Annotated in this window: 15 protein-coding genes; 7 read left to right on the top strand and 8 right to left on the bottom strand. The window is 47.9% G+C overall.

Annotated elements, in window-relative coordinates; genetic code table 11:
• Positions 1–5: 5 nt before the first annotated feature.
• Both clpX and JGK14_RS10045 read left to right on the top strand, forming a co-directional pair.
• On the top strand, positions 6–1,349 hold the full coding sequence (clpX, locus tag JGK14_RS10050; protein ID WP_293155744.1) for an ATP-dependent protease ATP-binding subunit ClpX: 1,344 nt from the start codon (positions 6–8) through the stop codon (positions 1,347–1,349).
• A 113-nt stretch (positions 1,350–1,462) separates the two neighbouring features.
• Entirely contained in the window at positions 1,463–2,479 is a 1,017-nt protein-coding gene (locus JGK14_RS10045; protein WP_325315028.1) for a GNAT family N-acetyltransferase, read from the top strand.
• 324 nt (positions 2,480–2,803) lie between these two features.
• Here the strand turns inward: JGK14_RS10045 and JGK14_RS10040 are convergent, their stop codons facing one another.
• A complete protein-coding gene (locus JGK14_RS10040) occupies positions 2,804–4,861 on the bottom strand; it encodes a DNA polymerase III subunit gamma/tau (protein WP_325315027.1) in 2,058 nt (685 codons plus the stop codon).
• Between JGK14_RS10040 and JGK14_RS10035 the strand changes: the two genes are divergently transcribed.
• The gene (locus tag JGK14_RS10035; protein ID WP_293181006.1) at positions 4,841–4,984 is read left to right on the top strand and encodes a hypothetical protein; all 144 of its coding nucleotides are present in this window, start codon (positions 4,841–4,843) and stop codon (positions 4,982–4,984) included. The genes JGK14_RS10040 and JGK14_RS10035 overlap by 21 nt on opposite strands.
• A 405-nt stretch (positions 4,985–5,389) precedes the next feature.
• The gene (locus tag JGK14_RS10030) at positions 5,390–6,301 is read left to right on the top strand and encodes a hypothetical protein (protein ID WP_293181003.1); all 912 of its coding nucleotides are present in this window, start codon (positions 5,390–5,392) and stop codon (positions 6,299–6,301) included.
• Positions 6,302–6,802: 501 nt separating this feature from the next.
• Here the strand turns inward: JGK14_RS10030 and JGK14_RS10020 are convergent.
• Positions 6,803–7,540, bottom strand: a complete 738-nt coding sequence (locus JGK14_RS10020; RefSeq protein ID WP_293155731.1) for a phycocyanobilin:ferredoxin oxidoreductase — start codon at positions 7,538–7,540, stop codon at positions 6,803–6,805.
• A 302-nt stretch (positions 7,541–7,842) separates the two neighbouring features.
• Here JGK14_RS10020 and tatA point away from each other — a divergent pair, with 302 nt between their 5' ends.
• The gene (tatA, locus tag JGK14_RS10015) at positions 7,843–8,046 is read left to right on the top strand and encodes a twin-arginine translocase TatA/TatE family subunit (protein WP_293155728.1); all 204 of its coding nucleotides are present in this window, start codon (positions 7,843–7,845) and stop codon (positions 8,044–8,046) included.
• Between the two features lie 39 nt (positions 8,047–8,085).
• Here tatA and JGK14_RS10010 read toward each other — a convergent pair whose 3' ends face one another.
• Entirely contained in the window at positions 8,086–8,415 is a 330-nt protein-coding gene (locus JGK14_RS10010) for a hypothetical protein (protein WP_293203218.1), read from the bottom strand.
• A gap of 286 nt (positions 8,416–8,701) precedes the next feature.
• The gene (locus tag JGK14_RS10005) at positions 8,702–8,896 is read right to left on the bottom strand and encodes a hypothetical protein (protein WP_293180997.1); all 195 of its coding nucleotides are present in this window, start codon (positions 8,894–8,896) and stop codon (positions 8,702–8,704) included.
• 242 nt (positions 8,897–9,138) lie between these two features.
• On the opposite strand from JGK14_RS10005, the gene JGK14_RS10000 reads away from it, so the two are divergent.
• Positions 9,139–9,450: a DUF6679 family protein gene (locus JGK14_RS10000; protein ID WP_265236321.1), complete on the top strand. Its 312-nt coding sequence runs from the start codon at positions 9,139–9,141 to the stop codon at positions 9,448–9,450.
• A gap of 133 nt (positions 9,451–9,583) precedes the next feature.
• Here the strand turns inward: JGK14_RS10000 and JGK14_RS09995 are convergent, their stop codons facing one another.
• Positions 9,584–9,739, bottom strand: coding sequence for a hypothetical protein (locus JGK14_RS09995; protein ID WP_293180989.1), 156 nt, complete (start codon positions 9,737–9,739; stop codon positions 9,584–9,586).
• The gene (locus tag JGK14_RS09990; RefSeq protein WP_293191049.1) at positions 9,729–11,363 is read right to left on the bottom strand and encodes an MBL fold metallo-hydrolase; all 1,635 of its coding nucleotides are present in this window, start codon (positions 11,361–11,363) and stop codon (positions 9,729–9,731) included. Before JGK14_RS09990 ends, JGK14_RS09995 begins: the two co-directional genes overlap by 11 nt.
• A gap of 102 nt (positions 11,364–11,465) precedes the next feature.
• On the opposite strand from JGK14_RS09990, the gene JGK14_RS09985 reads away from it, so the two are divergent.
• Positions 11,466–11,615 carry a hypothetical protein gene (locus JGK14_RS09985; RefSeq protein ID WP_293224683.1) on the top strand — a complete coding sequence of 50 codons (150 nt, stop codon included), beginning with the start codon at positions 11,466–11,468 and terminating at the stop codon, positions 11,613–11,615.
• A gap of 358 nt (positions 11,616–11,973) precedes the next feature.
• Here JGK14_RS09985 and JGK14_RS09980 read toward each other — a convergent pair whose 3' ends face one another.
• Positions 11,974–12,129 carry a hypothetical protein gene (locus tag JGK14_RS09980; RefSeq protein ID WP_293180983.1) on the bottom strand — a complete coding sequence of 52 codons (156 nt, stop codon included), beginning with the start codon at positions 12,127–12,129 and terminating at the stop codon, positions 11,974–11,976.
• A gap of 10 nt (positions 12,130–12,139) precedes the next feature.
• Positions 12,140–12,352, bottom strand: coding sequence for a helix-turn-helix domain-containing protein (locus tag JGK14_RS09975; RefSeq protein ID WP_293180980.1), 213 nt, complete (start codon positions 12,350–12,352; stop codon positions 12,140–12,142).
• Between the last annotated feature and the right edge of the window lie 9 nt (positions 12,353–12,361).

The following is a 12,361-nucleotide window of genomic DNA, read 5'->3' as shown; positions in this document are numbered from 1 at the left end:
CTGTTATGTCTAAGTACGACTCCCATCTAAAATGTTCGTTTTGCGGCAAGTCTCAAGAGCAAGTGCGAAAGTTAATCGCAGGCCCCGGGGTTTATATCTGCGATGAATGCGTTGATTTGTGCAATGAAATTTTAGATGAGGAGTTGTTTGATTCGAGTGCTGTGCCCGCAGCAGCAGCGGTTCCGAAGCAGGAAACAACGCAAAAACGCCGCGCTACCTCGGGCAAAAGTATCTCGATGAGCCAAATTCCCAAGCCGAGGGAAATTAAAAATTATCTCGACGAAAATGCGATCGGTCAAGAGGAGGCGAAAAAAGTCCTCTCGGTGGCAGTTTACAACCACTACAAGCGCCTCAGTTTTATCCATGCCAAAAATAGCGGCAAGCACCCGCCGGAAGAAGTAGAACTGCAAAAATCGAATATTTTGTTAATCGGGCCGACGGGCTGCGGCAAAACTCTCCTGGCTCAGACTTTGGCGGATATGCTGGACGTGCCGTTTGCGGTGGCTGACGCGACAACGCTGACGGAAGCCGGCTATGTCGGAGAAGATGTGGAAAATATTTTGCTGCGGCTGCTGCAAGTGGCAGATATGGACGTGGAAGAGGCGCAGCGCGGAATTATTTATATTGATGAAATTGACAAAATTGCCCGCAAGAGCGAAAATCCTTCGATTACGCGGGATGTCTCTGGGGAAGGAGTGCAGCAGGCTTTGCTGAAAATGCTGGAGGGGACGATCGCCAATGTACCACCCCAAGGCGGCCGCAAGCACCCGTATCAAGATTGCATCCAAATTGATACCAGCAATATTATGTTTATTTGCGGTGGCGCTTTTGTCGGTTTGGAAAAAGTGATCGAGCAGAGAACGGGTAAAAAGTCAATGGGTTTTATTCAGCCGGGAGAAGCTCAGCCGAAGGAAAAGCGGGCCGCTGATGTGCTCAAGCAACTGGAACCGGACGATTTGGTAAAATATGGGATGATTCCAGAGTTTATCGGGCGGGTGCCGGTGGCGGCGGTGTTAGAGCCGCTGGATGAGGAAACGCTGATGGCGATTTTGACGGAGCCCCGCAATGCTTTGGTGAAGCAGTATCAAAAGCTGCTAAAAATGGATAATGTACAGTTGGAGTTTAAGACGGATGCGATTCGGGCGATCGCCCAAGAGGCATACCGCCGCAAAACAGGAGCGCGGGCACTGCGGGGAATTGTCGAAGAATTAATGTTAGATGTGATGTACGAGTTGCCGTCGCGCAAGGATGTGACACGGTGTACGATTACTAAGGAAATGGTTGAGAAGCGATCGACTGCCGAATTGTTGGTGCTTCCGTCTTCGTTGCCAAAACCAGAATCAGCTTAAAAGCATCGGTTTTCAGGATAGCAATTTGATCGTACAAAATTGTAAAATTCCTTCTCATCAAATTTTCGGACGGGCAAGATGCCCATTCCACAAGAAAAAAAAGTTTTTGTGGGATGGGCATCCTGCCCGTCTTATTTTCGGACGGGCAAGATGCCCATTCCACAAGAAAAAAAAGTTTTTGTGGGATGGGCATCCTGCCCGTCTTATTTTCGGACGGGCAAGATGCCCTTGTGGGATGGGCATCCTGCCCGTCTTATTTTTGGACGGGCAAGATGCCCGTTCCACAAGAAGAAAAAAAGTTTTTGTGGGATGGGCATCCTGCCCGTCCTAACTATTTTTACCAGAAATCTATGGAATCTCGCATTCAAGCATACCTGCGTTTTGCCGCCAGCCAGCAGCGCGACACCGAGCATATCGGCCCCTTCCTCGCTACATTCAGCCCCCACACCACCAACCCTTATCTGAATTATGCGATTCCCGAAGATGGCGCCACACCCTCCCTCGCCGATGTTAACGCACTAATTGCTGCGTACTCTGACCGCGATCGACAGCCACGTTTGGAATATGTCACGAAACTCGCGCCCGCTGTCGAAGAAGCCCTGATATCCGCTGGTTTCACCGTTGAGGGACGCTTACCGCTGATGATTTGCACTCCGGGATCGGAGAAATTGCTGCCGATTCCGCCGGAAATCGAGCTAATTCTGCCAGTTTCCGATGACGAACTTTTGGGTACTGTGGCGGCGCAAAACGAGGCTTATGGAGAGGCTGCACCCAGCCCTGAAGATGTTGACAGTCTTCGGAAAACTCTGGCGGCGGGTGGGATTGCGGTACTCGCCCGCATCGCAGCAACGGGCGAACCTGCGGGCGCTGGAATCTGCACGCCACCGCAAAACCAGACGACGGAAATCGCGGGAATTGGTGTGCCGGCTGCTTTTCGGCGGCGGGGTATTGCAGGGGCTTTGACGGCGCGGTTGTTGCGAGAGGCTTTTGACGCGGGTGTTACGGTGGCTTTTTTGATGACGCTACACGAGCAGGAATTTCGAGTTTACACTAGGGCGGGATTTTCGGCGATCGGCTCCGAGGGCTGCGCCAACGACGAAATTCTCCACATTTCCCTCCCGCCCCAGTAAAACACCTGTCAAATAGGTTTGTAGTGAGGACTTTAGTCCGCATCTAAATTAGGGCTTGCTGAATAAAAGTAGAAAGTTTTCCAGATAACGGCTTCAATCTTTTGAAACTCTCACAAGTGCAAGTTATAGGATTATAGATTCTCAAAACCCTTGCACTGTCCTTGTTCGTTGATGGCTAAATTTGGGAAATTTAGCCAGAAACCTACTATTTGTTAATCTGTGTAGCCTCGTTTTTCCAGTACGTACACTTTTTCAGCAAGCCCTAAATTGGCCGACTAAAGTCCTCACTACAAACATCTTGATTGAACTCCCAAAATCAATCGATTACCAATCGATTAAATCATCCTCATCAACATCAGAAGATAACTCAGGAAAATCCGGTTCAGATTCCAATCTAAAAGTTTCCGACTCCCAAATCTCTAAATCATCCGACAAATCGACTACTTGCCCGTCAAACATATCAGCCCATTGCTTGCTCGTATTCGCGACAGCTTGAGCATCAGCCCGTACCGCTACAGCCTGAGCATTTAACTCATTCTGAGAGTCTGTAGAAGTGTTGATCTGCCGCAACGGTTCAGAAACATTTGGCACATTAGTGGCAGTATTTTCGTTCGCCCAAGAGTGTTTTTGCTCTTCTCCTCCGTCCCTCAAAAAATTACCTGCCATCTCAGAATTACCCGAGTGCTCTACCTGTTGATTCTCATCGATCGCAGCAGGAGAATTCCGAGGAGTTTCGGCAACACGTTCGTTAGAATTGGGCAAATCTTGGGTGCGGGAACTATTAGTTGCAGCGGGATTTGTTAAAACTACTTTTACTGCTACTCGACTGTTAAACACTTGCAAAAAAGCTTCTTCAATATTAGGTACTTTGTCTTTAACCATATTCAGCAACGGCTGCGAACTAATCTTAACATAAGCCGTATCATTGCTAAACATTACTAGCTGTCCGTGTTGCCGGAGTAGCGATTGAGTCCCGTGGGGCCGCACGCGATCGAGTACCTGTTGCCACACTTTATCTAAATCAATTTCGCTACCTAAATTAGTTGGTGAATAATTGGTTTGACTCGTTTCAGCAGTTGGTATCGCTTCGGGAATCGGGGCAGGAGGTGTGCTTTGTGTGCGATCGACAATAGGTTGCGAAGTCGGTGGCGGATTTTGAGGTTTGGCTGCGGGAGGCTGTTCGATATTAGCTGTGGAACTCCCCCCCAAAGCTTGGGGGGGTTCGGGGGGGTGAATTTGGGATTGAGCAATATTTCTACCTGGTTGGGCTGCTGGTTGTGGCTGAGTTCTAATGGCTGAAGGCAACAATCCCAACAGCGTTACTTCCAGCCACAATCGCGGCTGAGTGGTGTTTTTAATTTGTACTTCGTGGGTTTGCAAGTGTTTCTGACTTGCCAGAATTAACTCGGCGTCCCAATTGCGGGCAAAATCGCAGAGTTTTTCCCAAGTTGCGGCGGTTAAAGCTACTAAATTTGACCGTTGTGGTGCTGCTTTTGCTATTAGCAAATCTCGGTAAAAGCTGGCGAGGCTTTGCAGCACGATTAGTGGTTCCCGTCCGCGATCCATGAGGTGCCGGGTCATGTCTATTAATGCTGTAGCGTTATCGTTTGCGATCGCCTGTAGTAGTTCCATCAAGTCATTTTCTGGGACGGCGCCGACTAAATCCCAAACTTTTTCGATGGTTATTTGACCGGGAAATAAGCTGAGTTGGTCGAGCAAACTTTCTGCATCTCGCAGTCCTCCTTGGGCGAGTTGAGCAACCATTTGTACGGCATCGCTGGCAATATTGATATTTTCTAATTGGGCAATCTTGTGTAAATGAGAGGTCATTGAGTCGAGGGGAATCCGGCGGAAGTCGAATTTTTGGCACCGAGAAATGATGGTTGGTAATACTCTTTGGGGGTCGGTTGTGGCGAGGACGAATACGACGCGATCGGGCGGTTCTTCTAAGGTTTTTAATAGGGCATTAAATGCCTGGGTACTGAGCATATGAACTTCGTCGATTACATATACTTTATAGCGGCACTGTACGGGGGCAAATTGGGCTCGTTCGATCAAGTCCCGAATGTTGTCTACTCCGGTGTTACTGGCGGCGTCGATTTCGATGACATCTAGTGTGGAACCTCGGGCAATTTCTTGACAAACGTTGCATTTGCCGCAGGGTGTCGGGGTAGGGGCGCCGGTAGAAATACAGTTGAGGGATTTGGCAAAAATTCTGGCACTAGAGGTTTTACCGGTGCCTCTGGGGCCGGTGAATAGATATGCTGGTGCTATGCGCTGTTGCAGGATGGCGCTGGTGAGAGTTTGGGCGATCGCCTCTTGACCGACTAATTCGGCAAATGTCTGAGGGCGATACTTGTGATGCAGGGGTTCGTAGGTCACGATCGAATATTTGTGGTATTAGCTGTAATCTTAGCTAAGGACACGTTGTTCGATCGCGCGATAGCTCTATTCTCACAGCCAGCCTCCCGGTGGGCTGGCAGGGCGGGAGCGATCGAACAGTAGTAATTAGCACCCGATAGGAGAGTCCGCTTCTCGATCGGTTGTTCTCCAGAAGTGTTTTTGGCGATCGCTGGAGAGAGTTAGTATTGATTTATGTGTACTTATTTTTCTTTTTCTAGAAACGGAGGCTGCGGAACATTTTTTTTTTGATCTATATTGGTATAATCTATCACAGACAATTCACCATTTCTTTTTGCCGGTGCCAGCGCGGGATTTTCCGATATTTCGGAAACCTGCTTGCAGTTAAAGATAAAGTATTAATTAGAGGGTGCCTGTTCGAGTTGTAGAAATCCAGTTATAGCAAGATGGTGGTGGAATGATGTCAATGTTGGTCGATCGAGTTACACTGCCAGCTCTACTCTGGAATCCTGTATAAATATAGCGTCAAAATTTACCCTTTAAAAGCCCATGTCAACCCAAATCATCCTTGTAGAACCAAGGTTGGCAGTAGCCTCTCCCAAACCTAAACAGGCTAAACCAGGATCTCCGTCCCCCGACCAAATCTTGATGGGAGCGTCGGGATTACTGTTATTATTGCTGCTCGGTTTAGCGGTATTTACCAAGCTAAGACTAGATGATTTGAGTAAGAAGCTCAAATTTGAAGAGTTTAGAAATAGAGAACTCCAGAAAAAATACAAAATGGCTCTGGAAACCATATCAAAGATGGAAAAAAACCCCGACCTCATTCACTCGCGAGACTTTAATTTAGACTACCTGAGAATGCGGATGGCGGAAGAAGTCTTTCACTTTGCCATTGTCAACCAGATTAAAGTAAAAGTCAAAGACAAAATTAGTATTGCCCTGCGCCCGACTCAGAGTGCAGTAGGAGATAAAAACGGGACTGCTGGCAGCGGCAGGCAAGTAGATTCGATGTTTGATATCGAATACGAAACTGGCGATCCAGCCGTAAAAATAGAAAGGCGAGTGCTGTTTCGGATTCAAATTAAGCTGATGAAACTGCCGACTCAGGCAACATCGGCGACAATTAATCAAATTATTGATTGTTTGGAAACTTATCTGAGTCCTTCAGATGACCATGATAGTTGGCAGCCGACTATTCAAGGTCGCATCGTTCACATTGAATGGGATCAAAAAGCGAAGCCGACGCCGATGTTGGTGTTGGAACAGTCGAATGAAGGGGTGAATGTTACCTTTAGGACTACGAGAACGCCTGCCGGCAGACCGGCTAATGAAAATGAGAGCCAGTTGGCAGGAGCCAAGGGTCAAAAAAATGCTAAAAGTAGTTCTAAAAGTGCAGCTAAAGGTGGAACAAAAAGCCCTGCGAAGGTAGGAGCAAAACGTCCCGGATCTCGGAAATAAGTTGAGCAAAATCACAATAATTGTGCTGAAAGAAGGTCAGTTGCAGCGGGTGTTTGTGTGTCTTGTGCGAGGTGACCGTCTTCTATAGCATTTCTCAGGTACATGAGGTATAGCTTGAGATTTTAGATTGGGCGATTGAGGGGATTGTTAATGAATTGTTGAATATCTCACTTACAATCTTTCGCGCTATATTGGAATAATGCGATCGGCTATGTCTAAAATACGGTTGTCGTGGGTGACGAGTAAAATAGTGCAGGGCTGTTCTTTTGCCAAACCTCCCTAAATATCGATCGCCAAACTCGAATTAAGGTTAACAAAGTTGTTTTACCAGACGCAGAATGCTAATTCATTAACACAACTTCGCCGTAATAAATTGCGGCGTTGCTGAATTAATGAATGACTGAGTGAGGAAGCGGAACATCCTGAAATTTTAGAGCATCTCCGTCTTTGAGAGAGCGGGGAGTTGCCAACCAGGTAGGAACAATTGTAAACAGATTTTAGCTATTTAGGGTAATCAAACAGCACCTCGGTCATGTAATGTTCTGCCCAATCTTGACCGAAAGCTTTTTCGAGTACGCGCCTGGTTTTGTCGTTTTGCTGCTGCTGGGTGCAGTAGTAAATTTGAGCGTCGAGAATTTTTGCTTCTTCGGCTACAGAAACTGGTTCCGAAGCGACTGCGAGTTTGCAGTGAATTTCGACGTAGGATTCAACTATGTCTAGAAATCGGCTTTCTTCTTCCTGTGAATCGGGGCGCACAAACAGGCAAAACTCTGAGAAAATATCGCCCCATTCGGGAATTTGGCGGGGACAAGAAAACTGGTTGACGGGCAAAGTTTGCAGTCGAGTGCGGTAGGTTTCCGACAAAGTTCGATCGGGATTGAGGGGAGAAAGGTCTGCGATCGCGGCGCTAATTTGACCTTTGCCTGCTACGATGTCTGTGCCGAACATCGGCAAAGCATAATTCGGTCTGGGAAACATCACGCAGTGGAGGATATCCAGCAGTGGCCCAACTTTAGCCAGTTCCAGGTGTATTTTGCGGAATTGGGGAGTTTGATAGCAGCGATTTTCTATGATCAGTTTTTCTCCTTCCAGCCGCCCTTCCACGTATCCCAACTCAGCGGGGAGGTGGTAGGGTTCGAGGTCGAGGTATCGACGCCATACTGATTCTATCCGATCGGCTAATTCGCGGATAAGGTAGTGCTGTTGGTCGCGCAGGGAAGGCTTGGATGTTTCTAACATTCTTATTTATCGGGCGATCGCTTAATAAAACTTCATTCTACGGTTGCAGGATGCAGTAAACAAGGTAGATACTTTTAAGGATATCAGCAGTTCGACGTGCGATCGAGTAAGTTTTACAAAAAAATCTGCCCTCTTATAGCAAGCCCTGTGACATTAGTCTAGGTATTCGCAGTGGCACAGGGCAATAAATTGCCATAAAAACCCGAGTAATGAGTAAGATTTCCGGAAACTCTCCGCTAAAATAAATGCACTAGCGGTAATTCGCAGGGAAAAAGCAAAGTAGGTAAGCGCGGAGATTTTGTATGTTTGGTCTGGGATTGCCCGAATTGGGCATTGTTGCGGTAGTCGCTATTCTAATTTTTGGCCCCAAGAAAATTCCTGAGTTGGGAAATGCTTTGGGCAAAACGCTGCGGAGTTTTAAGGAAGGGGTCGGTCAAGCTGATGATGAATCTACCCAGAAGGACAAGGATAAGGACAAGGAGGAAGAGCAAACGCTAGGAAAGTAATTTGCTGAACTTCCTGCAAATAGAATTAGCAACGCTCTGTCATCGTATATGTAGAGAATGTTTCATTGGGCAGTGTCCATATTTCCAAATAATAAGGCGCTGGCAATGAGCTCGATAGCCTTCAAAAATACCCAGATTTGGACTGTATTTATAGCTAATTTTTGTTGTAGTTTTTTGCAGATAGTTCGTCAGTTTTTGGCAATTTTTCCCTATTTTTGGGCGAGCCTTCGATAATATTTGGGGGTATTTTTTGAGGCTTGTATTTCTGATTGTCGGTTGCCTAACTGTTTGTTTGAAGAGATATACTGAAATTTCCCTAGCTTGATTTTCGGCTTTTTTAGGGAAACTGGCAGTTGTATTTTTTACCATTACTCAAAGCTGGCAAACGTCGATATTCCTAAGGATCGCGAATTAAATAATTTACACTCTTGAAAGTGGGATGGGCCAGAAGAACCCGTCTTTTCTGGACGGGCGGGACGCCCATCCCACAAGAACAATAAAAAATGTAAGTTATTTAATTCTCATTCCTAAGTCTATACCTGTAGGTTTTCTAACGCCACGGCACAAGGGAGGGAGTTTTAGTTCTAGTCTGATGGCGTATACGAGTGCGTGGGTTCGATGTCAAGGTATGATTACATTTGAGATTTTACCGTTGTTAGCACAGGAATGGTGGCGATCGCCCTTGCGATCGTCCCCGATGAGAGCCTCCGCAATGTCCGTGCGATCGCCAAATGTGAATTAAACCGCTATCTAGTAATGTCTCTGGGAAACATAAGGAGCAATTGAGAGCGACTCGCAGCACAGTCCGCTTGGAGGGTGGCTGGCCCGAATCAAGTCCTGATTCTGGCATCTATTCTGGTAAATGCCTCTTGCGAGGGATGCCGCCGGCCCGAAAATCTGCACTTAGATAAATAGCGTACAAGATAGATTTAGTGGTAAAATGAAATATGGTAACCCCCATAGGTGCCAAAGTTTCGGAAAACGTCAAACTGGCCAGTCCATAGGGCTGTGCCTTCCGATGTAAAACTCAAAGTACGTTACTGTAAACAGGCCATATTTTAAGCAAGTTACACTGCGCAGGAGAACTGACAAATGCTACAGCGCAAAATCTATCAACTCTGTTGTGATGGTCGTGAGGTTTCTATTTTTCTTCGAGATCAGCAACGTTGGATAGAGCGCGCTCGTATCCTAGATATTGAAGGGGATCTAGTCACGCTGCGCTACGAAACCGACGAAGAAGACGAAATTAGCTCCTGGGAAGAAATGGTGCGTCTAGAAAGTATTGGAGCTGTGTCCCAGAAGTTGGCTTCGGTGTCGAGAACTAACTGCGAACCCCTAGTTACTGACGATTGTCCCGAAGCCGAGCAAATTCGCAATCACTACCCGGACTCGAATTTAGAATAGTTTTGATCCTTAGCTTGAGTCACAAAAAATAGTTGGGGGAAAAGAAAACGACTTTTCTCCCTTTTTTGTCGAGGAATGGGGCAAAACTCGGGTTTTGCCGAAAAATCTGCTGGATTGTCACCAAATAAGCTATTTAGGATGGAAATTTGAGTTCGATCGCCAGTTTTCGCCTCTGAGCCACCAGAGCAGTCACAGACGCAGAACCGACGAACAACAAATACTGCGATCGCCTCATCAGAAAGCGCGCTAAGCTGTCGATCGCAATGACAACAATAGGTTTATTCCGCATCTAATTCCTCATCTATGAAAAATTCAGACTCCGGTATCGCTTCAAACACCGGACAGAAACCGTCGGGAGTGACTTTAAAGCCAAACAAAGCACTGGACTGGTTCCAACAGCGCTGGCCGCGGTAGTGCTGGCAATTGCCACAGCATTCGAGGTTTGCCTGAACGGCGTTGCCTTGAAATAGCAGTTCCCGCTGGGAGATGCCGCGCAGTACCAGTTCTTCGCCTTGCCAGCGCGCTTCTACTAAACCTGTATCGGCAAAATTTGCCCACCGAGGATCGGCTGTAATCGGACTCGGCAAGCTAATTGCTACCTCTGTCCCCAATTCGCTGAGTTCTCCCTCATAGTTAGTTTCGGGGATAGCGGGCTGCAAAAACATTTCCCCGATCGGCAATTCGACAACAGTCCCTACCGCCGGAGTGTGCAACTGGTAGCGGTTTCGCAGCTCGTCCAAGTTAGCCAAGTCAGCCAAATATGCAGGGGAACCGTGCACTAAAATTACGTGCTGCGGACGCAAATTGTGGATGAGCTGGGTAGTTCCCGGCCCGTCGCAGTGTTCGGCTAGCAGATAAGTTTCAATGAGCCGAACTCCTGATTCCTGCCAGTTGGCAAACCATTCCCTGACGGGATATCCGGGTTTTTGAGGTGCGAGTAAAATCCAAGGATTTGTGCGATCGGCAACGTACAAACCCAAATCGGAAATTTGGTCAGTAATTACAATACACGGGGTTTTCCCCAATTCGGAGCGCTGTTCGGCAGACAACCGGCGCACGCGAGGTTTCACCCTTTCGTCCCAAAACAAAGGTTGGTGGAGAGCAAAGTTTTGAACGGCGGTGGGAAAATGGGGCAGCAGTTCCAGATAAGCGTCGCACCCGTCGGCGACAGTGCCGTCTACCCAAATATCCAAGTCGCGCCCGGTGAAGTAGTGGTGGCTGCGGAGCAGCATCAGCAGTTCTTGACCCAAACCGAGGGCGGGTGCGGGTAGCAGTACCGAGCATCCGTCGGCGATCGCGCGGTGGATGCGATCGGCTAACTGATTTTCCAGTTGTCGGCGGTGAGGGTGGCGCGCTGTGCCGTAACTACCTTCCAAAATTAACACGTCGGGCTTCATGCCCCGGAGTTGTCCCAGCGGCAAACCTTCCACCAAACGACAATTCGATAGAAAAAAGTCGCCGGTGTAAACCAGGGTGTAGGTGCGATGGGGGGCTTCATAGGTCAAGAGTACAGTCGCCGCTCCGGGCAAATGGCCCGACGGGAACAACTGCACGCTCAGTCCTCGGCGCAGTTCGATCGGCGACTGCCAGGGTAGAGCCTCACAGAAATGCGACTCTGGCTGCTGAGACTGGGCCGGCCAGTTAAGCGGTAGCAGTCGCGCTGTGACTTCGCTGGCGTAAATTGGCAACAGGGGGAAAGCCTGGTGGAGTGCGAGCAAACCTCTGGCATGATCGGAGTGGGCGTGGGTGCACACTACGAAATCGACTGGGGGCGATCGATCTAGTGTCGCTGACAGGGGTGCGACATCCTCTATACCGCAGTCGAGTAAAATGCGGTACGGCCCCATTCGCACTAGCAGACAGACCCCTTCCTGGGCGTGGCCTGCGCCGTAAGGTAAACAATCGAGATCCATCACTGCCGTTAGCTCCCTGTACAAGCGCGCAACTTGCTGTATCGCAACATCTAACTAAATGTTGGCTGCGACTGCATTCATTCGATCGAATCGAGTTGAGTCTTGGACGCAAAAACCAGGTTTGATGGAGGAAAAGACTGTGTTTCTGTCCTCGTTGCCGGTCAAAAAACCGTCGCTCAAAGTTCTGGTGCGTCAGCTTTGGACTTAAATTTTTCCTCTATACCTGCGGTTCCCGTCGTGCAAGCAAAGTAATTGCACTTGAAATTTGATGCGATCGACGAGGAAAGCGATTTTCAGAAGGCACGGCCAGAAATTGGCCTGTGACCTTCAACAAGGTTAATGCTAGTGGTTCTTGCATCAAAAGTTACATTAGTTACATTGTTATTGCACCTTGTCAGAGCAGCGAATTCCATCTCATAAGCTGAGTTTTAAATTTTTTTTCATAATTTTGCCTGCTAGAAGCTCGTCTTTTTTATGAGAAGATTTTAATTCAGCAACCCTAAGATGTTGACAAAACATTACAAATCTTCATCTTTCGGGTGTTGGGGGCGGTGTAGAGTCGAATAATCCAAAGTTAGAGAACCGGACTCATGCTGACGAAGTGCTTTTGTCACGAAGATAGCGGCTTTATGAGTGCGATCGGTTTATTTGTAAAAGTTTGATACATTTTTCTAAGCAAACCTTGTGCCGATCGAGGAGACACATCTTGCAGTGTCGGGCGCTTTTCTTGAGCCAACTTTTGAATCTTCAGCCTGACTCGCCCCATTTCTGAGCCCTCAATCTTCCAAAATCTCAACTAAATCTTCCATTGTCACGTCGAAAGCGCGGGCGATTTTGTAGACAGCAGAAATATCGGCCGTGTTCAAAGCATCGCGCTGAACGTAGCTTCTAACAGTGTTGTAATTCACTCCCGATCGATCGGCAACTTGCTTTAGCGTCCAACCCTTTTGCTCAGCTAGTTCTCGAATCCGCAGCCTCACGTATCCCATTAGCGCGCC

The organism is Microcoleus sp. PH2017_28_MFU_U_A (assembly GCF_020738035.1).
Classification (GTDB): domain Bacteria; phylum Cyanobacteriota; class Cyanobacteriia; order Cyanobacteriales; family Microcoleaceae; genus Microcoleus.
Note: the sequence above shows the minus strand (reverse complement) of the source record. Positions and strands in the feature narration are given on the sequence as shown.